The following is a 20,843-nucleotide window of genomic DNA, read 5'->3' on the forward strand; positions in this document are numbered from 1 at the left end:
TCTAAACGCCTCCCTTCTGCTGACCACCCCGGCGGACAACAACAGCTCCAATGACGATGACGGCAACCGCGCCGATGGCGGCTAACAAGCCCATTGGTAAACTCGCCGCTGCTTCAGCAGTTTCTACCGGTGCCTGAGCCGCTGATTCCACTGCCCTAGATTCCACGACGGACTCTTCATTAGAGGCCGTTGCAACCGCCTCGGGAGCCTCGTCAGCGGTTTGGGTTTTTCTCGATTCGGCATAGAGAGACAGGCTGCCCTGGGTCACCAATTGCTCACCCACCGATAAGCCTTCGTCAATTTCAATCAGCTCCCCTTGGCTGGCCCCAGTGATCACATCCACCGGCTCGTAAAAATTCTCGTATTCCACAAACACCAGCTGCCGACCGTTGTCTGCCACCAGGGCAGACACTGGAATCATCACCGCACCGCTACCATCAGCGGCAGCCTCGATGGGACTCACCTGAATGCCAAACAGGGGATCGGTTTCTGCATTCACCTCCACTCGATTGACACCGCCTTCGGCCTGAAACTCATCCCCATGCCCTACATGGGCCAGGGCAGCAGGCGCACTGATCACCAAACTCATCGTCAGTAAAGCACTCAACAGAGGTAAGCGTTTCATCGATATCTCCTCACTGGATTTAACCGCTACAGTAAAAGCTCCAACAGAATGGCACAGGGCCGATGAAAACCAGATGAAATCGCCATGACTCCGGTAAAATCGGCTTCGTAGTCAAGGGTGTGGGTGCAATGCGCGTCCTACTAGTCGAAGACGAAGAAGATTTAGGCCTGGCAATCAAACAAGTGCTGATTGGGGAAAAGTACGTGGTGGACTGGGTCACCGACGGGGCTCAGGCCTGGCATTGTTTGGAGAGCCAGTGGGCCGACTACACCGTGGCCATCTTTGACTGGCTGTTGCCAGAACTCTCCGGGCTGGAGCTGTGCCAGCGATTGCGATCTCGCCAAAATCCGCTGCCGGTGCTGATGCTAACGGCTCTGGGGCAGCCGGAAAATCGCATTGCCGGACTGGATGCTGGGGCGGACGACTATTTGGTGAAACCCTTTGTCATGGCAGAACTGTTGGCGCGGTTGCGGGCCTTGCAGCGGCGCTCTCCTCAGTTAAAGCCGCCGCAGCTGACCGTCGGAGCCTTCACCCTGGATGATGCCAATACCCTGCTGCGAGTCAAACAGCCTGATCAACCTGACCAGGAGATTCTCCTCACCTTGAAGGAGTTTCAGGTGTTGGCCTATCTGATGGAACATTGCGATCGCATTATCCCCAGCAGCAAACTGCGTTCTCAATTGTGGGATATTGACGAAGAACCCATTAGCAATGTAGTAGCGGCCCAGATTCGCCTGCTGCGCCGCAAATTTGCTCGCTACGACTGTAACTGCCCTATCGAAACGGTGCCAGGGCAGGGATATCGCTTTCGGGTAGGTCATGAATAGTCAACAGCTTTTTCGTCGCAGCCGTCTGCAATTAGCCGCCTGGTATGCCCTGGTGATGGGGGGTATTTTGAGCCTATCAGGATTAGGGATGACCCATGTTCTGGTGCAGGCCAATTGGGTGGCGTTAGAGCGAGAAATTGAATCGATCGCAGGCACGCTGCACGACAGCCTGGAGCCGATGCTGCCCACCTCAGACGATCCGACTGAGGTATTGCAACAGATTTTTCCTGACCTCTGTATTGCGAATCAGCCCTGTGAAACCAATCCGTCGCTGATTCAACGTCATACCATCGGCATTAGCGATCGCACCACCTACTACATCCGTCTATTCGATAGCCAGGGCAACCTGCTGGCTTTTTCTCCCAACCAGCCGGAATCGTTCCCTGCCACCCTGAATCCCACTGCCTGGCAAACCCTGCAGCCCTTAGCAGGCAGCCGCTACCGCCAGTTCACCACGATCCTGCACAGTGCTGCCCACCCCCATACTGCCGGTGAGCCCTCCCATGAGCATCCCTCCTGGGGCTATCTGCAGGTGGGGCGCACCCTGGCCGCCTTTGATGCCGAACTACAGCGATTGCGGTGGATTCTCGGCGGTGGCTTTCCCCTGGCATTGGGACTGATCGCCGTTGCCAGCTGGTGGCTATCCGGGCTGGCGATGCAGCCGATTTACCAGTCTTACCAGCGACAGCAGCAATTTACTGCCAATGCTGCCCATGAGTTGCGATCGCCCCTGGCCAGTCTGCTTGCCACGGTGGAAGCCACCCTGCGGCTACCGTCTCAACAGGATGTGCCAGCGATGTTGCACACCGTAGAACGCCAGGGTCGCCGCCTCAGCCAACTGGTGGCCGACCTGCTGTTGCTCACTAGCCTGGAGCAGGATACTTCCCCTAAACCGCCGCAACCCTGCTGTCTCAACGACTTGATTGCAGATTTAACGGAAGAATTTTCGGAACTGGCGACGGTCTCAGACATTCACCTGAGCAACCACAGGCCGGACGCTGAAATTTACGTTTCGGGGTATGAATCTCAGCTGTACCGACTGGTCTCAAATTTAATCGCCAACGCCATTCAGTACACCCCCACCGGAGGGGCTGTGGTGGTGAACTTGCAAGCGCAAGATCGAAAAGCCCTGATCACTATTAAAGATACGGGGATTGGCATTCCTGCTGCTGCACACCGCCAGATCTTTGAACGATTTTACCGAGTAGATTGCGATCGCTCCCGCAAGACGGGGAGCACGGGCTTAGGATTAGCCATTGCTAAGGCGATCGCCCAACGACATCAAGGCCATCTGACGCTGCAAAGCGAGATGGGTCGCGGTAGTTTGTTTACAGTTTCTCTTCCCCGTATTCATAGCTGAGGGCTAGCTACAGCTATACCGCCTCAGCTATTAGCTTCGACACTGTACTAGTTGATCTCCCTGAGATTATAACAACTTCAACACGGGCACTCTCAGAGAGTGCTGTTGCTGATGTCAAGGATGAACCGATCTGTAAAACCCGCTGTATAAGCATTTTTCAGATTCAATTACCCTGAGCAGCAGCACCCAAAGAATAATCTCTCCTCAAATCGCCATGGGTAAGCAATGTCAAACTCTTTCCTAAAAACTCCTTCTCGGCAATTAAAGCTTCCAGGCATTTTAGGTGGGTTGGGTCCATTAGCCCACATTGAGTTCGAACAGCGCTTGTTACATCAAAGTACACGTCGGGGAGCACAGTACGATCAAGATCATCCCGACTGGATCGTTCTCAGTGCTGCATCAACGCCAGATCGCACCAAAAGTCTGATGGGCACGGGGCTAGACTGCATGCCGTACCTGATAGATAGTGCTCATCAGCTAGAAACGATGGGAGCTGACTTTTTAGTGGTGACCTGTAACACCGCCCATAGTTTTTACCATGCGGTGCAGGCACAGTTGGATATTCCCTGGCTGCATATGATGGATGCCACAGTGAAATATATTGCTGAGAATTTTCCAACGGTGCAACAAGTCGGTGTTTTGGCGACAGATGGCACATTGCGATCGCAACTCTATAGGACAAGTCTCGTTCAGTATGGTATTTCCCCTATTTTGCCGCCCCTGGGATCTCCTATCCAGAAACGCATAATGGAGTCGATTTATTCCCCCGATTGGGGTATTAAAGCTACGGGTGCTAGGGTTTCAGACATTGCTCTAATCGAGCTAATTGTTGCCTCGCGCTGGTTAGCAGAGCAGGGTGCAGAGCTGATCATCGCCGGATGTACCGAGATATCCATTGGCCTCGCCCGACTCAGTCAGCTACCCATTCATTGGATCGACCCCCTAGACGTGATGGCTAATCTGACCCTTGACCTGACCTATGGTCTTGCACTCAACCACGTGCCAGTTTAAAAGTCTCCTCATGATTAAGTTTTTGTTGCCACGGCCATACTACTGGTTATCTCGCACTCTTTTTACAACTGTTCTCATTCTCAGCTGCAGTTTATTACAAGTAATCGGCCTGAGTCATCCGGCTTTGGCCAGTTCGCTAGGTTTGGGCAGCGAAAGAGCACTGGTTGAACAACTACAAACTCAGTTGAGATCCATAGGCTATGTAGACCTGGATGTTACTGGAGTCTATGATGAACTCACCCGCCAGGCCATCCAGAATTTCCAACAAGATAGCGGCCTATCTGTCGATGGTATAGCGGGTGCCGAGACCCATCGTCAGCTGGCTGAAAAGTCTGCTTTCAATGCTCCCCGCACGGCCATGCCTCCCGACATTCAGCGAGTTCTCGACCGCGGTAAGCTGATTGTTGCTTTATTGGGTACTGACAATCCTCCCTTTTTTACAGAGGAGATCAATACTAGCGATTCTGTTGGTCTCGATATCAAAATTGCCCAGGGCTTAGCCGATGCCCTGGGTGTAAATTTAGAATTTAATCGCTCAGCACACACCTTTGATGACGTGGTGGATAAAGTTTATGGGCTAGAGGCCGATATTGCCATTTCTAAGTTGAGCCGTACCCTCAGCCGTGCCCAACGTGTACGTTTCTCTCAGCCCTATGTCACTATGCGCCAAGGATTACTGATGAACCGTTTGCAATTAGCAAAACAAAGTGAAGGTAACCAGATCATTGAGGCTATCCGTAACTTCAACGGCAATGTTGGCGTCATCCAGGGGTCCTCCTACGTAGGTTTTATCAAACAAAAATTTCCACAAGCAACAATTCAGGAATATCCTATCTGGGATGACATTGTTGAAGCCGTGGTTAATGGTGAAATTCAAGCGGCGTATCGAGATGAGCTGGAAGTAAAAAAAGTAATCTTCAAAAATCCAGATGCTGCCTTGAGATTACAAACCATTGCCCTCAACGACACCCAAGACCAAATTGCCATGGCTTTGCCCTGGGATAGCCAAAATTTACAAGCATTCGTGAATCAGTATTTAGACACGTTTAACCTGAGTTTCACCGCTGATGACGTGCTAGATGAGTACGCGGCCTACCTACAGAAGTAACGAGTATGACCATCAATCCGACTACAAAACAACAGCGCCTTAGCTTGCATACTCCTGCCATTGGGTGGCTGCGGAGTCCCTGGGCAATTTTAATCAGCGTTGTACTAGCTATCTACATCGGCACAGCCCATAAAGATATGGCTGTTTTGCTAGCTCCCTTAGGTAGCTTTTATTTGGGTTTGCTCAAAATGTGTGTGTTGCCAATTCTACTTGCCGCCATAACCACCAGTATTGGGCGGCTAATGCGCAGTAGCGATGCGGCCCTATATATCAAACGCATCTTAGTGGTGTTTCCTGTGGGGCTGGTGGCAGCCAGTGGCTTAACTGTCTTGATCGCCACAATTGCTGGGCCTGGCCGCAATCTATCGACCAAGACATTAAAATCTTTGGGTGTGCTGGTTAACAACTCGGGCATCGATTTAGAAATGACCCTGACGGGACCACTGCCGGAGAAAGCAAGCCAAGGTATGGAGACATTTTTAATTGGTCTGGTGCCTGATAATATTTTTAATGCTTTGAGTCAAGGAGACACCCTCAAGGTGCTCATGTTTTCTATTATCGTGGGGGTTTCATTGGGGCTGATTCGCGATCGCGTTACCGAACCCTGTTTCGATATTCTAGAAGCTATATATCGCACTTTTAATCAACTGATCGACTGGTTAACGATTGTTCTACCTATCGGTTTATTTAGTCTTCTCGCCTATCAACTCTCTCAGCAAGGCTTAGATGTAATGCTATCGATGATTAATTTTGTCATCGCTGCACTGATTACGTCTTTCGTCATATATGTGTTCAGTACATTAGTGGTTTGGAAACAGTCAAAAGTTTCTTTGTTAAAGGTACTGGCAGCATTGCGAGAGCCTAGCATTTTAGCCTTAGCCACCTCTAGCAGCCTGGCCTGTTTACCGTCCTCCATTGCCCAACTGAGCGATGCTTTAAACTTTAATCGTCAGACTGTCAATTTAGTGACCCCCCTATCGATTACAATTTGTCGATTTGGCTCTGTGATTTATTTTGCTCTAGGATCTGTATTTGTGATGCAGCTGTATGATAAGCCAGTAGGGCTAAACAATATACTGATTGTAATTGTTGGCTCTATCTTTGCAGGTATGGCTACCGCTGGTGTGACTGGTATTCTCACATTAACCATGTTAGGTATTGTGTTAGAACCATTGCAGTTACCCCTTGAAGCTGTATTGGTACTATTTATTGCTATTGATCCAATGATGGACCCATTGCGCACCCTGGGCATTGTTCATACTGGCATCGCAGCGACCTCCGTTATTGCCGACATCGAAAATACCTAAGAGAAGAGATCAACAAACTTTCAATTATTTTACGATTGTTTGAGGCGCAGTAATGTGCCTTTTTTCTGATTGTCTCGATGGGCTTTACACACTGGCTGAGCATTTTTCAATAGTATTTCTAACTTTTGTTGTTCGAGCCATAGGTTAGCTTCTATGTAAATCTCTGGTTGCTCAGAGCACAAAAGATACTACTTATCAATCAGCCCACTTAAATTCAACATATATTTAGAAATGTTATGTTGCCGATTCTGGGAATGCCTTTATCTGTCAAGCCTTCCAATAGAAAAGGTTTGACAGATCGGTGCATCTTCGAGATCAAGAACAGTCAATTTTTCTTGTTATTATTTTTGGGTGTTGGGAAATCTAATTTTGAAGCGTTCAAAGTCTTCTTTTCCCTATCGCTTCTATTGAAACAGTTTGAGTATTAAGGCGTTATTCCAAGCCTGGGAAAAGGAGTATGGAGAGCGAAGCAGAGGGGCTCTTTTTCTGGCACAGCTCTCCAATTTTCTTAGAATCAATCATGTTCACAGTGGGATTAAATCATTGAAAAAGATTCTTATTATTCTTTCGGAATGGGGCTATTGGGGTGAAGAACTGATCGGTCCCTTGGAAATGTTTGACAAGGCTGGCTATGAAGTGACGTTTGCCACACCCAATGGCAAAAGACCCGTCGCTCTCCCCCCCAGCATGGATCCGGACTACATTGATCCACCGTTAGGTAGAAGTGTGACCTCTCCAGAAGTTGCAGCTAAAGTTAAAGAGATCGATCAATCTCCTCGACTAAACTATCCTCTTAATATTGCTGAAATCTTGCCTGAAATGCCTTATTTCAGCTCGCCGAGTCTGATTAGGGATTTGGAAGCCTACTATGCTCAAGTTGCCAAAGTCGAGAGAGAGTATCTGACACAATACGATGCCCTCTTAATTGTTGGCGGTAGTGGTCCCATCGTCGATCTCGCTAACAATCAGCGAATTCACGATATTATTCTTAGCTTTTACCGCATGAACAAGCCCATTGGTGCAGAGTGTTACGGTGTCACTTGTTTGGCCTTTGCCCGTGAGCTAGAAAACCGTAAGAGTCTGATTTGGGGCAAGCATGTTACCGGTCACTGTAAAGAATATGACTATCATGACGGCACTGGCTTTATGGGTACAGACTTCAATATGGGGCCACCCCCCTACCCCTTAGAGTACATTCTCCGCGATGCTACAGGTCCTGAGGGTTCTTACATTGGCAATTTTGGCAAAGAGACCTCTGTGATTGTGGACTATCCCTTTATTACGGGACGTTCTACACCAGATTCTTATCTCACTGGGGAGAAAATGGTTGAAGTGCTAGAGAATGGTTTAGAGCGTTACGGTTGGTAGAGAATAGAGCTATAAGCAACAGCCTGACTCTTGTAGGGTGCATGTAGAGGCATAGCACGCTATGCCTCTACCCTGCCCTATCAAAGCTTTAACCATAAAAATCTCTTTTGATAGCTGTTAGTTTTTTTGACAGAAATTAATCATGACAGGAAAAACCGGTCATTACGCGATTCTAGAACAGTTTCTCGCGGATGGTGTGGAATATATTTTTGGCAATCCTGGCACCGTTGAGCAAGGGCTAATTGATGCCCTCGCCGACTATCCTCAGCTTAAATACGTGCTCACGCTGCAGGAGAGCGTGGCGCTGATGACTGCTGACGGCTATGCCCGTGCCACTCAAAAGCCAACCGTAGTACAAATTCACAGTGCTCCGGGTCTGGGTAATGCCGTGGGCGCCATGTATCAAGCTATGCGTGGCCATGCGCCCTTGGTGGTAATCGGCGGTGATGCGGGGATCAAGTATCAGGCGCTGGATGCCCAAATGGCAGCGGATTTAGTTGCGATCGCAGAGCCTGTGACCAAGTGGTCCACCATGGTCTCTGACGCCTCCTCTTTGCTTAGAGTATTGCGTCGCGCCATCAAAATCGCATCAACACCACCCATGGGGCCTGTGTACGTTTGTCTGCCCCAAGACATCTTAAATGAGATAGCCGTAGAGCCGGTAAGGCCAACATCCTTACCTTCTACCCGAGTAGCGCCCGATGCCGAAACCGTGCAAGCCATGGCTGAGCTGTTGGTGAAGGCGACGGCACCCATGATCTATATAGGAGATGGCATCGCTTACGCCAGTGCACAGGAAGAGTTAACCAGAGTTGCTGAACTGCTCGGCGCAGAAGTCAGAGATGTGGACTCTGGTGAACTGAATATGGACACCACCCATCCCCTGTACCAGGGCTCTACGGGCCATATGTTTGGTAGTAGTAGCTTGTCAACTCTCCAGCGTGGTGACGTTAATCTCGTTTGCGGCACGTATTTGTTGCCCGAAGTTTTTCCAGAGGTCGGCGATATCTTTGCACCTGATGCCAAGGTGTTACATATTGACCTGAATGCTTATGAGATTGCGAAAAACCATCCCGTTGATTTAGGTGTGGTGTGTGACCCGAAGATGACACTGGCACTATTAGCAGATGTTATCCCAACCCTACAAACAGACGCACAGCGGTTACAAGCGATTGAACGGAAGCAAGCGCTCGCAGCGGCAAAAGATGAGCAACGACAACAGGCCTTGGCTGATGATCTCGCAGCTAATCCTGATGTGCTCCACTTCTCCAGCTTTATGCAGGCGTTTGCAGAGCAGCTACCGACAGATACGGTTGTCTTTGATGAAGCGTTAACCTCTTCTCCAATGCTCACCCGATATTTACCTCCTCGCCAGACAGGTCATTATTTTGTTACCCGAGGTGGTTCTCTCGGGGTGGGGATTCCGGGGGCTATTGGACTTAAACTAGCCAATCCTGATAAGACTGTTGTGGGCTTTACCGGTGACGGTGGTAGTATGTATACTATACAAGCCCTGTGGACTGCTGCTCGCTACAATATAGATGCCAAATTTGTCATCTGTAACAATCGCTCCTATAAGCTGCTTCAACTCAATATTGAACAGTTCTGGAAAGAAGAGTCTATTCCTGCTCACACCTTTCCCCTGAGCTTTGACTTATCTTATCCAGCGATCCAATTTAGCGAGATGGCACGTTCTATGGGCGTTGAAGCGATCCGAGTAGAGAAGTCCGAAGAGATTGAGCCCGCCATAAAAAAGGCCCTTGCCCATCAAGGTCCGTTTTTACTAGATGTGGTCATTGAAGGTAATCTTCAGCCAGAAGCGATCGCAGCGCTCAGTCGTTCATCTGAGCTGTAATTCGACCTTTAGACATCAAGGCTTTCTCTCATCTAGAAAAGCATCAGAAGTATGCTTCTCATTGTTTACTTTTTACCTATTCTTAAACCATGGCAATTACTGCACTAGAATCCCTTTCGCTGACTGAAGTCCGCGAGTTTGCCGAGGCCTGGTATCGTAAGCTTGATATCCATGAGCCGTTGGCTAACTATAAGCCATTGCTAGCTGATGAAGATTTAAAAATGATCTTCCCTGAAGTCACTGTCGAAGGCTTTGCAGGCTTTGCAGGCTGGTACGACAAGGTGATCAATCTCTTCTTTGACGAGGTGCATACGGTCAAAGATGTTAAGCTCATGAGCCAAACCGATAAAGTTGCCACCTATCAAGTGGTGGTAACCTGGGAAGCTAGCCTATGGAATGCACCTGAGCCAAATAGCCAGAGAATTGTTCTCGATGCCTACCAAACCTGGCAGGTGCGTCGCTCTGAGGAGACTCTAAAGCCGCTGATCGTCACCTACACTGTTGATGAGTTAGTTTACGCTGAGGGCTCAGCCAAGCTCTAGTTACTGTCAGCGTCTTTACTGAGAGAGTGAAGACGCTGCTTTCCATCTATTTTATGTTGTCTTCTTAGAGAGTCCTATGGTCAGTGTCCTAAAGGATCTTCGTCGTATCCTTAATACCGATATCGTCGATTTAATTCATCCTCATCAAGAGAATTCTGTTGAAGCAAAAAAAGCGATCGCACATCGCTATTACCAAGAGATTCTCAATGAAGCTAGGCTTGAGGTCATTGATGAACTGATGAGTTCAGATTTCATGTTCACCATTCCTACCCATCCAGACCCCTATTATGGTCCCGATGGCTTTAAGGATTTGGTCACAATGCTCCACGGAGCTTTCCCTGATGTCCATTTGAAGGTGCAGCATCTGCTTGTAGATGGTGATACCGTAGTTGGTCATTGGATGGGTAGTGGCACCCATGTCGGTGGGCCATTGCACACGGTCAAAGGAGATATTCCTGCCAGTGGTAAAAGATTTGTAATTGACGGTGTGAGCTGGCTAAAGATTGTTGATGGTAAGATTGTTGAGTCTTTAGCCAATGAGGATACGTTAGGTTTGATGCAGCAGATTGGAGTGATTCCTGCTGCTCCTTCCACCACTTCGCCTGAGGCGAGCAAAGCTCGTTCTCGTCAATTTTTTGAAGAGATTATTGCGGGCGGACACATCGACCAAATTGCAGAGCTTGTTACCCCTGACTTTATTTTACATCTGCCTGCACTGCCCACACCTGTTCGAGGGCAGGCTGGACTGGAGCGCTTTGTTACCACAATGCGCACAGCGTTTCCCGACATTCGCTACACCCTAGAACGAGAAATGTGTGATAACACCATGACTGCACTAAGGTGGCATATGACGGGGACTCACAGAGGCCCATTTCGCGGTATTCCAGCGAGTGGCAACACGGTAACTATGCAAGGAGTAAGCCTCTTTCGTTTAGAAGAAGGCCAAATTGCAGAAATTTGGATTAACGAGAATGACTTGGGCTTATTGGAGCAGCTAACATCAGCTCCACCAGAACCTGCAGCTGTTTAAAGCGCACAGTCAAGACCATAGCGACTAAGTAGCGACTGAGTAGCGACTGAGTAGATGGTCTCAATTAGCTACAAGATATTCAGACCTCCTGCTGTCCCCCAATCTTGGGAAAAACCAAACTCAAAGCCTCCAATCCTGGGGGCTTGGGGGCAGACCCTAGGAAGTTAAACAGGTTATTCAAATCTTACAAAGAGTTGAGTTTACCTACTTATCGCCACAATCAATACCAAAGGAGACTTGAACCATGAACATTCGACTATTTAAATCATTTTCAGTACTGCTGATACTAGCAATTGCTGGCTGTACTGGTGGGGTTGCTGTCGCGCCTAATCCAACAACAGCTGAGACGACTGCAGCCTCTGTAGAGGCGGCTTCAGAAAAAAACTGTAGCACTATTGAAGAAAGCCCTGGCGTTCCTTTTCCTTGCGTAGGAGGGACACTTTCTTTAGAAGAACTAGAGATCAACAAAGGATTGGTTCACGAATTTTTTGTGACAGCTTGGGAGAACAACGACTTTGCACTGATTGATGAAAAGATTCCGGCTGATGCTAAGGATTATTCTCCCCTGGGGTCAGGGGTCGGGCCTGAGAGTTTCAAAGGCATTATTGGCATGTTCCATGAGGCCATGGATGGCATTACAGCTGAAGGCAGTGAAATGGCTGAAGGTGATTTGGTGACCCATTTCTGGAAGATTTCTGGCACCCACAGTAAAGGCACAATTTTTGGGGTGCCACCCACTAACAAAGACTTGGTATTAACGGGAACAACAACAGTGCGCGTTAAAGATGGCAAGATTGTGGCTCGCTGGTCTCAGTTGGATATGTTTGGCTTTATGCAACAACTGGGCGTGATTCCTCCCATCGGTGGTGGAGAAACTCCGTCAGGACAGTAAGGAATTAGCCAATATTCGTTTGTTGATTGATGCAGTGGCTTTTTTCTATGTTCCATTTACTGTTTGTATCTAGTCGCTGGTCACTGATTTTGGTTGCTACTTTACTGGCTTGGACCAGTGTGGTTACACAGAGAGTTCAGGCATCGCCGTTGGTAGAGTCATCGATAGAAGATGAGATTGACCTGCAGCGAGTCGAACTTCAGCCATCAGCATCTGAAATATCAGTGCCTGGGCCATCAGACCTGCTTTTGCAGGAGGAAGAGACATCTCTTCAGGCGGAGGATTCGCAGCCTGAGCCATCGGCCTTGACAGCAGATCTGTTAACGGAGTCTCCGATAGAGAAGATATCTTTCCAGGCAGAGGATTTGCAGCTTGAGCCGTCACCCTCAATGTCGACAGCAGATCTGCCAGCGGAGTCTTCTGAACCGGAAGAATCAGGATTGGCCGCTGGTGCACCCAGACCATCTGTGCGATCGCGCGCGCTTAATCTGGGTGCCCTACGGGCTCTAAAGAAGCCACTGACTGAGAGAGTGCTAGATACAGGGTTGAGCGCGCCCTTACGTCAACGCCCAGACAATCCAACATTTTGGACTCGGGACTTTTTGACGGGCGACTGGAACGGCTGGCGTGATCGGCTCTATGAGCAAGGGATAGATCTGTATGCTCTACAGATTGTTGATACCTATGTGCAGCCCACAGGTGGACTCTCACAAAGTTCTACGGTCAACAGCCTCACGCTAGTCGGCACCGATTTACACACCGATCGATTAGGATGGTGGCCTAACGGGCAAATTCATGTGACCGCTGCCCTAATAGAAACCGAGAGTTTAGCACGGGATTCTATTGGTGCATTGAATTCTACCTACTTCAACGATGCACCCACTAACGGCGCTCGATTATTTGAAGTGTGGTACGGACAAAAGTTCGACAACAACAAAGGTGAGGTTAGGGTAGGGACACAATACCCCTTTGTACGCATTGCGTCCAATCAACCCTCGTCCATGTTCTCCAACACGGCATTTGACTATCCCCATTTCCTGGGGACGACTCCTGCCCTGGGGATGAGCGTACCCTATGCCGCCGCCCCCTTCGGCATACAGCTCAGCTACAGCTTTACGCCTGAAATCTTCTTTATTGGTCAGCTAAGCGACGGGTTTCAAGATCCCAGTGGGGGCATTGAAAACTATCGAAATCTCAGCATTGGCCTCAGTGCTCAAGAAGGTATGGAAGGCATTTTAGAGCTAAGCTACAAACCCAACCAACGGCCTGGTTCGACAGGATTGCCTGGTAATTATAAAGCTGGCATACAGTTTCATACCGGTCGATTCAACGTGAATAACACGGCTAATTCGAATACTACCCAGTGGGGAAATGGAGCGATTTATGCCATGGGAGACCAGATGTTGTATGCTGAGCCAGGCTCCCGCACCCAGGGGCTCACCGGCTTCTTAAAAACTGTTTTTACCCCCTATGAAGACATCAATATGGTGGAGTTTCATGCGGCGGGCGGACTGACCTATGAGGGGCTGATTCCCAATCGCGATCGCGATGTTCTTGGGCTGGCGGTCGCCTATACCAAAATCAGCGAAGGATTACGGGATGCTGACCGCATTGCGGGTACTAGTGTTCGAGACGCAGAAACCGTCGCGGAACTAATTTACAGCGCTGATATTGCCCCGTGGTGGAATGTGATTGGTAGCGTTCAATACATTATTAACCCCGGTGGGTATCGCGATCGCGACGATGCCTTGGTATTTGGCATCAGCAATCGTTTCTCCTTCTAGGATTCGAGACGCCATCTCTCCAACGTTGTTTTTTCATATTCACTCAGGAATGAAGATTTAATTAGGCTCTATTGCCTGACCTACAGTTGTTCCATGGAACGACTCTTCGAACAAGATCTGACAAAATCTATATCCCTTATCTTCAAATAGCAAAGCTATGATTCTAATTACTGGCGCAACTGGCACCAATGGCCAGGAAATCGTTAAACAGCTGGCTGAACAAGGTGTTACTGTTCGGGCCATGGTTCGTAATCTCGCCAAAGGAGAGCCGCTAAAAGCGTTTAATGTAGAACTTGTTGAAGGCGATTTTTCAAATCCCGCATCACTTGACGCGGCCCTAAAAGGCGTAGACAAAGCGCTCATGCTACCGCCGATTGCCCCCAATGCCGTAGAGCTGCAGCGCAACTTTATCGAAGCTGCCAAAAGAGCCGGTACGGCCTACATTGTCAAATTCTCTGCCATTGGCGCAGATCCAAATTCGCCCATGCGCTTGGGGCGCTGGCATGGCGATGCCGAGCAGCTGTTAGCGGACTCTGGTATTGCCTATTGCACCCTGCGGCCCAATGGCTTTATGCAAAACTTCTTCGCCTTTGCCCCGTTGATTGCTAACCAGGGTCTTTTTGCACAACCAGGTGGCCAGTCCTCTATCAGTCATATCGACGTTCGCGACATTAGTGAAGCCATTGTACAAACACTGTTAAACGAAACCGTTCACGCGGGTAAAGCCTATACCCTCACAGGTCCAGAATCTCTCTCGTTTGACCAAGTGGCCGCCAACTTTTCTCAAGTCTTGGGTCACACAGTTCAATATATTGACCAGGCACCAGAAGAATTTAAAGCCAATATGCTGGCCTGGGGACAGCCGGAGTGGTTAGCCGATACCTTTAACGAGATGTTTGCCCTTTACCGTACGGGCTGGGGAGCAGAAGTAACCGAGGATTTCACCACGATCACAGGCCATGCTCCCCGCTCTTTTGAGCAGTTTATTCAAGACAATCGTCAGGCCTTTATGCCTGAAGCAGCACCTGCAGCAGTATAAATCGCAATCTGAATAATATCTCCTATGTCATATGATTTCATAATTGTCGGCGCAGGGTCGGCAGGCTGTGTTTTGGCGAACCGGCTCTCTGAAAACCCGGACATCAAAGTACTCGTGATCGAAGCGGGTAGTCGTCAAGTGCCTGAAAATGTCCATCTCCCAGCAATGTGGCCCTTTCTTTGGCATACCCCCGTTGATTGGGACTATCAGAGCATTCCGCAACCGTCCTTAGGGGGACGCCAAACCCACGAACCGAGAGGCAAGATTATCGGTGGCAGCAGTGCCCTCAATCTGATGATCTACATTCGCGGTCACCAAGCGGACTATGCCAACTGGGTGAATCAGGGGGCGACTGGCTGGGGGTATGACGACCTGATGCCCTACTTTCAAAAGGTAGAAAACCAAGAAGACAATACCAGCCCTTGGGCCGGACATAGTGGCCCTTTTGCTGTTACAAGCGCTCGACTTCACGATCCTAATCCCACATCAAAAGTCTTTTTAGAAGCTTGTCAAGAACTGGGCTATCCTGCAACTGAAGACTTTAATGGTCCCCAGATGGAAGGAGCTGGTTGGCACCATCTCAACATTAAAGATGGCAAACGACAGACAGTGGCGCAGGCCTATCTGTTGCCTGTGTTAGCTCGCCCTAATTTAACCGTAATTACCGAAGCTGTTGTTTCTCAGCTACGGTTTGATCAAAAACGTTGCACCGGGGTGGAGTATATTACAGACGGGCAGCAACAAACGGCCCAGGCCGATCGAGAGGTGATTCTCAGTGCAGGTGCGATTGAGTCTCCTAAGTTGCTGATGCTCTCTGGTGTGGGGCATGCCCAGCAGTTAGCGCCTTTGGGAATTCCCCTGGTGGTTGACTTGCCTGGTGTTGGTGAAAACTTTCACAACCATGTCCTCACGGGCATTATTGGCAAGACTAACCAGGCTGTGCCCGCTCCCAAACAAAACATGTCTGAAAGCTGTCTGTTTACCAAATCAGATCCGTCTTTAGCAGCCCCTGATCTGCAGCTTAGCTTTGTTCATGTGCCCTTTGATATCATCATTGGTCAGGCCAATCCCGATTCAGTCAGTGTTATTCCTGGCGTAACTCAGCCCAAGTCACGGGGGTGGTTGCGGTTAGCTAGCAATGATCCGTTGGCAGCTCCATTGATTAATCCGAACTACCTAGCTGAGCGGGAAGATGTAGAGCGGCTGATGCAAGCAGTGCGTATTGGTCAAGAGATTTTATTCAACACCGAGGCATTTGCTGCTTGGGGCACTGAAGAGTTGTTGCCTGGACCTGATGTGCAAACAGATGAACAGTTAGAAGCATTTGTTCGACAGCGAGCAGAGACTTATCATCATCAGTGCGGTTCTTGCAAATTGGGCATCGACGACCTCTCGGTGGTGGATTTAGAGCTCCGGGTGCGTGAGGTTGAAAATCTGCGGGTGGTAGACGCTAGTGTGATACCAGCAGTGCCTTCTGGAAACTGCCATGCCGCTGTGTTAGCGATCGCCGAAAAAGCAGCTGATTTGATCAAGACATCTCATGGTCTGGAGCGATCGCTAACGGCTGTTTGATCGACATCTTTTCAGACACCGAATCTGACAATACTCCATTATCAATACTCTATCTACAAGGAGACTCTCCATGAAAAACGTCCCCGATAGCCCGCTGGGGCTGATGTATGCAGAGCACATTAACCTTATCCTCAAAAAAGATATTAAGGGTCTGTTGAATCAGTACACTGAGGATGCTGTTTTGATTAGTTCTTTTCTAAAAAAGCCCATTTATTATCGTGGTCATCAACAGCTTGAAGAGCATTTCCAAGGTATTTTGGGTATTCAAGGTTTAGAGACGGAGATTGCCTTTTGGGCTGAGACAGAAGATCCGACAACGCTGATGATTGTAGAAGCCATCACGATGACTACTGACGAGGGTGAGGCAAAAATGCGCTTTGCCGATAGCTGGGTGCTGCGCGATGGCAAAATTGCCATTCACTTTGCGGGTATGACTCAATATCCTGATGGGTCTGTTGCGTAACTCCAGTTCAGAAAGTTGAATTCAACCCAGCTTTCTGGCGACTTTTCATTTATATTCCTGTGATTGGAGAACATTTTCTTATGTCTAATACCAACCTCGATGTCGCACTTAAGTTTTACGAAGTCTACAACACCCACAATCTCGACTTGCTGGACGAGATTCTGAGCGCTAACTACGTTGGCCATGTCAATGCTCATGATATTAAAGGGGCTGAAGCTGCCAAAGGGTTTATCGGTGGCTTTATTCAGGGGATTCCCGATGCCAACTACAAAGTGGTAGAAACCCTCGTTACTGAAAACAAGGTGATTACGCGCTGGGTCTGCACCGGGACTCAAACTGGCAACTTCTTTGGTTCTGAGCCCACTGGCAAAGCCATTGATGTGAACGGCATCACTATCTTTGAAGTTATTGATGGCAAAATCAACCAGCTCTGGAATAACTGGGATCAGTTCACACTTGTTCAGCAATTAAAAGCGTAAATGCCATTGCTGATTTAGAGGATGAACCGAGCTGTTAGAGGTGTCATATATCAGCATCTTTCAGAGAAAAACATGGTTCGGATCAGCAACGCCGCGTAAATTCCACCGCCTTTATCGAAATTCTATGAACCTCAAAGATAAAAAGATCGGTATTCTGATCGAGAGTGACTTCTACGAACATGAGATTTGGTATTACAACTATCGCTTTGCTGAAGAAGGCGCTGATGTACACTTTCTCTCCCGTTTATGGGGTCAGCCTGCGATTACGTTTACCGGTCACGAATACAAAGCGCCCTTCACCTGTTCTGAAAGCTTTGAGAACATGAGTGATGACGATTTAAAAAGCTACGATGCAATTATTGTGCCATCAGCGATGGTCAGCGATCGCCTGCGCTATAGCGAAGATCCTCGTCAGCTTTCGCCTGCGGTTAAATTTATCCAACGGGCCTTCGCCGAAACCGGCATTCTCAAAGGCATTATTTGTCATGGCATGTGGCTATTATCACCGACTGCTGAACTTGTGCGCGGTCGCCGGGTGACCTGTCACAACAACCTCTATGGTGATGTCAAAAACATGGGGGCGATTTATATCGATTTAGATGTTGTTCATGATGGCGACTTAATTACTGGTCGTAGCGGAGCTCACTGTCATCTCTTTGCAAAAGAGATTATTAGTCTGTTGGCCAATGCCAAGCAATATCGTAAACAACGTCAAATTTATGCTGTTGCCTAGAGGGGATCATTGATGAACGTTATGCAAATTTTTTCACAGGTGGCGATTACCTGTGAAGATGCGATCGCAACCGAAAAATTCTACACCCAATATTTTGGCTTTCGCCGTGCCCGCGTTGCCGAACTACCCGATGGTGCTCAAATTGTCTTTCTTAAAATGGGTGACAGTGCCTTTTATCTGGAACTGTTTCAAGCGACAGAAGACTCCCCGGTACCTGCTGCCACGAATGATGGCCCTCAGTATCCTGGCGTTCGTCATTTGGCCTTCAAAGTTGCCAGCGTTGATGCCAAGCTGGTCGAACTGGGTGGCGCAGCCGACGTGACCCTTGGCCCACTCAACTTTGACGACTATATCCCTGGATGGAGAACAGTCTGGATTGCCGATCCTGACGGACGTATTATTGAGCTTAGCGAAGGTTTCACCGATCAAGAGAATCCCCCTCAGCTCGCAGCTTAAGTATCGAGGATCAAATAGATGGCTTCGCCATTGACCTAAATGCCTGTAAAACAAGGCATAGCCATCAATATCTTGGCAGTTATAAAATCCTCGATCCTAATGATTGTCTTGTAAACCCATATGCTATTCCCACTATGCAAACATTTGCCTATCCCTTGTCTGATCTGATCGCCGGTTATGTGACCTATTTTGACGCTGAGCATGATGTCTTTGGTTTAAAGACCTCTGATGGTAGAGAATATGATGTTCTCCTGGGCGATATGACCTATGCAAAAGTCGTCCAAAATCTGGATGACGCCTACCTCGATGCCACTGGTAGTATGCGGGAGCAGCTGACACCGGGTTGTCAGTTGTTTACCTACGGCGTCTTTTATCCTGATTCTCCTAAGTTCGAGGCCAAGCAAATTGTCTTCTTAGGTCGCAGTGCTGAAGACTATAGTTTTGAAAAGCAAAACTGGTGGATTGATCAGGTGCGATCGCTCGCTAACTTCTATCTTAAAGCACAGTTTGGCGATGAGTCTGTCGACTATCGTAACTATCGCACCACGCTCAACCTCTCTGGAGTCAAGTCCACCACTAACTATCGCCAAGAAACCGACACGATCTCTCGCCTAGTGTACGGATTTGCAACCGCCTTTATGATGACTGGGGAAGACAAATTCCTCGAAGCTGCTGAAAAGGGCACTGAGTATTTGCGCGAGCACATGCGATTTGTGGACCAGGATGAAGACATCGTTTACTGGTACCACGGCATTGATGTACAGGGCGATCGCGAACAAAAAATCTTTGCCTCTGAATTCGGTGACGACTACGACGCCATCCCCGCATACGAGCAAATTTATGCCCTGGCTGGCCCTACCCAAACCTATCGTGTCACAGGCGATCCTCGCATTCTTGACGATGCTGAGAAGACCATCAGCCTGTTTGATAAGTTCTTCTTAGATAAAACTCAGCACGGTGGTTACTTCTCTCACCTGGACCCTTTCACACTCGATCCTCGTAGTGAATCTCTTGGCCCTAACAAAGCCAAGAAAAACTGGAACTCCGTGGGTGATCACGCGCCCGCTTATCTGGTCAATCTCTTTTTGGCCACCGGTCGCCAGGAGTATGCCGATATGCTGGAATATACTTTTGACACCATTGAAGCCCGGATGCCCGACTTTGAAGAAAGTCCCTTTGTGCAAGAGCGCTTCTTTGAAGACTGGTCAAAGGATCAAACCTATGGCTGGCAACAAAATCGCGCGGTGGTTGGTCACAACCTCAAAATCGCGTGGAACCTGATGCGTATGCAGAGCCTCAAGGCTAAAGATAAGTATGTGGACTTGGCTGAAAAGCTGGCTCAAACAATGCCCTCCGTCGGTAGCGACCAGCAGCGCGGTGGTTGGTACGATGTCGTTGAGCGAGTTGTCCCCCTTGGTCAAAAATTTCATCGGGTGGTGTGGCACGATCGCAAAGCCTGGTGGCAACAGGAGCAAGCCATCCTAGCCTACCTGATTTTGGCAGGCTGTCTGGGTAATGAGAACAATGAATATCTGCGCCATGCAAGAGAAGCCTCTGCATTCTACAATGCCTGGTTCCTCGACACCGAAGATGGCGGCGTATACTTCAATGTGTTGGCCAATGGTCTACCCTTCCTCGCTGGCGGTAACGAACGGGGCAAAGGATCTCACTCTATGAGTGGCTATCACTCTACAGAGCTTTGCTACCTAGCCGCGATTTACACCAACCTGCTAGTGAAAAATCAGCCCATGGATCTGTACTTCAAACCCCAGCCCAACGGTTTCCCTGACGGCATCTTGCGGGTCTCCCCTGATATTTTGCCTGCCGGTCGCGTTCGCATCAGTAAAGTAGAGATTGATGGCAAGCCCTACGATAACTTTGATGCTGAAAATTTGACAGTCTCTCTACCTAACGCTGATCAACCCGTAAAGGTCAAGGTTCGCTTAGAAGCTGTTGTGTAATCCTGCGTTTCCTAGTGCTTCATCAAAAAAGCACTAGGATGTTTTTCTCTTTGTTTTTCTTCTTTCCTATTTGGCTATAGTTTATGGAAATCAAAATCACTGATATCGATCAGATCAAGGTTATTGAGGTCAGTGGCGATATTGACGCCAGCACTGCACCCACTGCCCAGGAGGAGATTTTGCCTGCTGCTAAAGCAGGGCTCCCCGTACTCCTCGATCTCACCAACGTGCCCTATATGTCGAGTGCTGGCCTGCGGGTGCTGCTCTCTATTTACCGTCAAGTGACGGCTGAAGCGATTGACTTTGTCTTAGTAGGTCTTTCCGAAGAAATTCAAGACACCATGTCTGTCACCGGATTTTTGAACTTCTTCACTATTTGTGAGACCCGAGCAGCGGGCCTTGAAAAATTGCAAAACCAAGTGCCCTGCTAG

Annotated in this window: 20 protein-coding genes; 19 read left to right on the forward strand and 1 reads right to left on the reverse strand. The window is 48.8% G+C overall.

Annotated features, from left to right (window positions below; translation table 11 throughout):
• Nucleotide 1: 1 nt before the first annotated feature.
• Nucleotides 2-625: a hypothetical protein gene (locus N836_RS40835; RefSeq protein ID WP_023070272.1), complete on the reverse strand. Its 624-nt coding sequence runs from the start codon at nucleotides 623-625 to the stop codon at nucleotides 2-4.
• Nucleotides 626-753: 128 nt separating this feature from the next.
• On the opposite strand from N836_RS40835, the gene rppA reads away from it, so the two are divergent.
• The 19 genes from rppA to N836_RS40930 all read left to right on the forward strand — a co-directional run bounded on the left by rppA (nucleotide 754) and on the right by N836_RS40930 (nucleotide 20,843).
• Entirely contained in the window at nucleotides 754-1,452 is a 699-nt protein-coding gene (gene rppA, locus N836_RS40840) for a two-component system response regulator RppA (RefSeq protein ID WP_023070273.1), read from the forward strand.
• A complete protein-coding gene (gene rppB, locus N836_RS40845) occupies nucleotides 1,445-2,812 on the forward strand; it encodes a two-component system sensor histidine kinase RppB (RefSeq protein ID WP_023070274.1) in 1,368 nt (455 codons plus the stop codon). Before rppA ends, rppB begins: the two co-directional genes overlap by 8 nt.
• Nucleotides 2,813-3,037: 225 nt before the next feature.
• Nucleotides 3,038-3,823: an aspartate/glutamate racemase family protein gene (locus tag N836_RS40850; RefSeq protein ID WP_023070275.1), complete on the forward strand. Its 786-nt coding sequence runs from the start codon at nucleotides 3,038-3,040 to the stop codon at nucleotides 3,821-3,823.
• 10 nt (nucleotides 3,824-3,833) lie between these two features.
• The gene (locus N836_RS40855; RefSeq protein WP_023070276.1) at nucleotides 3,834-4,931 is read left to right on the forward strand and encodes a peptidoglycan-binding protein; all 1,098 of its coding nucleotides are present in this window, start codon (nucleotides 3,834-3,836) and stop codon (nucleotides 4,929-4,931) included.
• Nucleotides 4,932-4,936: 5 nt separating this feature from the next.
• Entirely contained in the window at nucleotides 4,937-6,238 is a 1,302-nt protein-coding gene (locus N836_RS40860) for a dicarboxylate/amino acid:cation symporter (protein ID WP_023070277.1), read from the forward strand.
• Between the two features lie 543 nt (nucleotides 6,239-6,781).
• Nucleotides 6,782-7,606, forward strand: coding sequence for a type 1 glutamine amidotransferase domain-containing protein (locus N836_RS40870; protein WP_031291234.1), 825 nt, complete (start codon nucleotides 6,782-6,784; stop codon nucleotides 7,604-7,606).
• 142 nt (nucleotides 7,607-7,748) lie between these two features.
• Entirely contained in the window at nucleotides 7,749-9,461 is a 1,713-nt protein-coding gene (locus tag N836_RS40875; RefSeq protein ID WP_023070280.1) for a thiamine pyrophosphate-binding protein, read from the forward strand.
• Between the two features lie 89 nt (nucleotides 9,462-9,550).
• Complete coding sequence (locus N836_RS40880; protein ID WP_023070281.1) at nucleotides 9,551-10,003, forward strand: hypothetical protein; 453 nt, start codon at nucleotides 9,551-9,553, stop codon at nucleotides 10,001-10,003.
• 76 nt (nucleotides 10,004-10,079) lie between these two features.
• Nucleotides 10,080-11,033, forward strand: coding sequence for an ester cyclase (locus tag N836_RS40885; protein WP_023070282.1), 954 nt, complete (start codon nucleotides 10,080-10,082; stop codon nucleotides 11,031-11,033).
• Nucleotides 11,034-11,277: 244 nt separating this feature from the next.
• Nucleotides 11,278-11,925: an ester cyclase gene (locus N836_RS72675; protein WP_023070283.1), complete on the forward strand. Its 648-nt coding sequence runs from the start codon at nucleotides 11,278-11,280 to the stop codon at nucleotides 11,923-11,925.
• A gap of 47 nt (nucleotides 11,926-11,972) precedes the next feature.
• Nucleotides 11,973-13,709 (forward strand): carbohydrate porin, encoded by a 1,737-nt coding sequence (locus N836_RS40895; RefSeq protein ID WP_161634915.1) that lies wholly within the window; start codon nucleotides 11,973-11,975, stop codon nucleotides 13,707-13,709.
• Between the two features lie 157 nt (nucleotides 13,710-13,866).
• Nucleotides 13,867-14,748, forward strand: a complete 882-nt coding sequence (locus tag N836_RS40900) for an SDR family oxidoreductase (protein WP_023070285.1) — start codon at nucleotides 13,867-13,869, stop codon at nucleotides 14,746-14,748.
• 24 nt (nucleotides 14,749-14,772) lie between these two features.
• Complete coding sequence (locus tag N836_RS40905) at nucleotides 14,773-16,320, forward strand: GMC family oxidoreductase (protein ID WP_023070286.1); 1,548 nt, start codon at nucleotides 14,773-14,775, stop codon at nucleotides 16,318-16,320.
• Nucleotides 16,321-16,390: 70 nt separating this feature from the next.
• Nucleotides 16,391-16,783: a nuclear transport factor 2 family protein gene (locus tag N836_RS40910; RefSeq protein ID WP_023070287.1), complete on the forward strand. Its 393-nt coding sequence runs from the start codon at nucleotides 16,391-16,393 to the stop codon at nucleotides 16,781-16,783.
• A gap of 80 nt (nucleotides 16,784-16,863) precedes the next feature.
• Complete coding sequence (locus N836_RS72680; protein ID WP_023070288.1) at nucleotides 16,864-17,262, forward strand: ester cyclase; 399 nt, start codon at nucleotides 16,864-16,866, stop codon at nucleotides 17,260-17,262.
• Between the two features lie 124 nt (nucleotides 17,263-17,386).
• Nucleotides 17,387-17,995: a DJ-1/PfpI family protein gene (locus tag N836_RS40915; protein ID WP_023070289.1), complete on the forward strand. Its 609-nt coding sequence runs from the start codon at nucleotides 17,387-17,389 to the stop codon at nucleotides 17,993-17,995.
• A gap of 21 nt (nucleotides 17,996-18,016) precedes the next feature.
• The gene (locus N836_RS40920) at nucleotides 18,017-18,451 is read left to right on the forward strand and encodes a VOC family protein (protein ID WP_023070290.1); all 435 of its coding nucleotides are present in this window, start codon (nucleotides 18,017-18,019) and stop codon (nucleotides 18,449-18,451) included.
• 134 nt (nucleotides 18,452-18,585) lie between these two features.
• On the forward strand, nucleotides 18,586-20,412 hold the full coding sequence (locus tag N836_RS40925) for an AGE family epimerase/isomerase (protein ID WP_023070291.1): 1,827 nt from the start codon (nucleotides 18,586-18,588) through the stop codon (nucleotides 20,410-20,412).
• A gap of 83 nt (nucleotides 20,413-20,495) precedes the next feature.
• The gene (locus N836_RS40930) at nucleotides 20,496-20,843 is read left to right on the forward strand and encodes an anti-sigma factor antagonist (RefSeq protein WP_023070292.1); all 348 of its coding nucleotides are present in this window, start codon (nucleotides 20,496-20,498) and stop codon (nucleotides 20,841-20,843) included.

The sequence above is a fragment of the Leptolyngbya sp. Heron Island J genome, assembly GCF_000482245.1.
Taxonomy (GTDB): domain Bacteria; phylum Cyanobacteriota; class Cyanobacteriia; order Phormidesmidales; family Phormidesmidaceae; genus Leptothoe.

What these genes read in the sequence shown, in the direction of transcription:
- N836_RS72680 (WP_023070288.1), top strand. Translation starts at nt 16,864, where the DNA reads ATGTCTAATACCAACCTCGATGTCGCACTTAAGTTTTACGAAGTCTAC.
- rppB (WP_023070274.1), top strand. Translation starts at nt 1,445, where the DNA reads ATGAATAGTCAACAGCTTTTTCGTCGCAGCCGTCTGCAATTAGCCGCC.
- N836_RS40930 (WP_023070292.1), top strand. Translation starts at nt 20,496, where the DNA reads ATGGAAATCAAAATCACTGATATCGATCAGATCAAGGTTATTGAGGTC.
- rppA (WP_023070273.1), top strand. Translation starts at nt 754, where the DNA reads ATGCGCGTCCTACTAGTCGAAGACGAAGAAGATTTAGGCCTGGCAATC.
- N836_RS40915 (WP_023070289.1), top strand. Translation starts at nt 17,387, where the DNA reads ATGAACCTCAAAGATAAAAAGATCGGTATTCTGATCGAGAGTGACTTC.
- N836_RS40910 (WP_023070287.1), top strand. Translation starts at nt 16,391, where the DNA reads ATGAAAAACGTCCCCGATAGCCCGCTGGGGCTGATGTATGCAGAGCAC.
- N836_RS40860 (WP_023070277.1), top strand. Translation starts at nt 4,937, where the DNA reads ATGACCATCAATCCGACTACAAAACAACAGCGCCTTAGCTTGCATACT.
- N836_RS40855 (WP_023070276.1), top strand. Translation starts at nt 3,834, where the DNA reads ATGATTAAGTTTTTGTTGCCACGGCCATACTACTGGTTATCTCGCACT.
- N836_RS72675 (WP_023070283.1), top strand. Translation starts at nt 11,278, where the DNA reads ATGAACATTCGACTATTTAAATCATTTTCAGTACTGCTGATACTAGCA.
- N836_RS40880 (WP_023070281.1), top strand. Translation starts at nt 9,551, where the DNA reads ATGGCAATTACTGCACTAGAATCCCTTTCGCTGACTGAAGTCCGCGAG.
- N836_RS40850 (WP_023070275.1), top strand. Translation starts at nt 3,038, where the DNA reads ATGTCAAACTCTTTCCTAAAAACTCCTTCTCGGCAATTAAAGCTTCCA.
- N836_RS40885 (WP_023070282.1), top strand. Translation starts at nt 10,080, where the DNA reads ATGGTCAGTGTCCTAAAGGATCTTCGTCGTATCCTTAATACCGATATC.
- N836_RS40920 (WP_023070290.1), top strand. Translation starts at nt 18,017, where the DNA reads ATGCAAATTTTTTCACAGGTGGCGATTACCTGTGAAGATGCGATCGCA.
- N836_RS40835 (WP_023070272.1), bottom strand. Translation starts at nt 625, where the DNA reads ATGAAACGCTTACCTCTGTTGAGTGCTTTACTGACGATGAGTTTGGTG.
- N836_RS40925 (WP_023070291.1), top strand. Translation starts at nt 18,586, where the DNA reads ATGCAAACATTTGCCTATCCCTTGTCTGATCTGATCGCCGGTTATGTG.
- N836_RS40905 (WP_023070286.1), top strand. Translation starts at nt 14,773, where the DNA reads ATGTCATATGATTTCATAATTGTCGGCGCAGGGTCGGCAGGCTGTGTT.
- N836_RS40895 (WP_161634915.1), top strand. Translation starts at nt 11,973, where the DNA reads ATGTTCCATTTACTGTTTGTATCTAGTCGCTGGTCACTGATTTTGGTT.
- N836_RS40900 (WP_023070285.1), top strand. Translation starts at nt 13,867, where the DNA reads ATGATTCTAATTACTGGCGCAACTGGCACCAATGGCCAGGAAATCGTT.
- N836_RS40875 (WP_023070280.1), top strand. Translation starts at nt 7,749, where the DNA reads ATGACAGGAAAAACCGGTCATTACGCGATTCTAGAACAGTTTCTCGCG.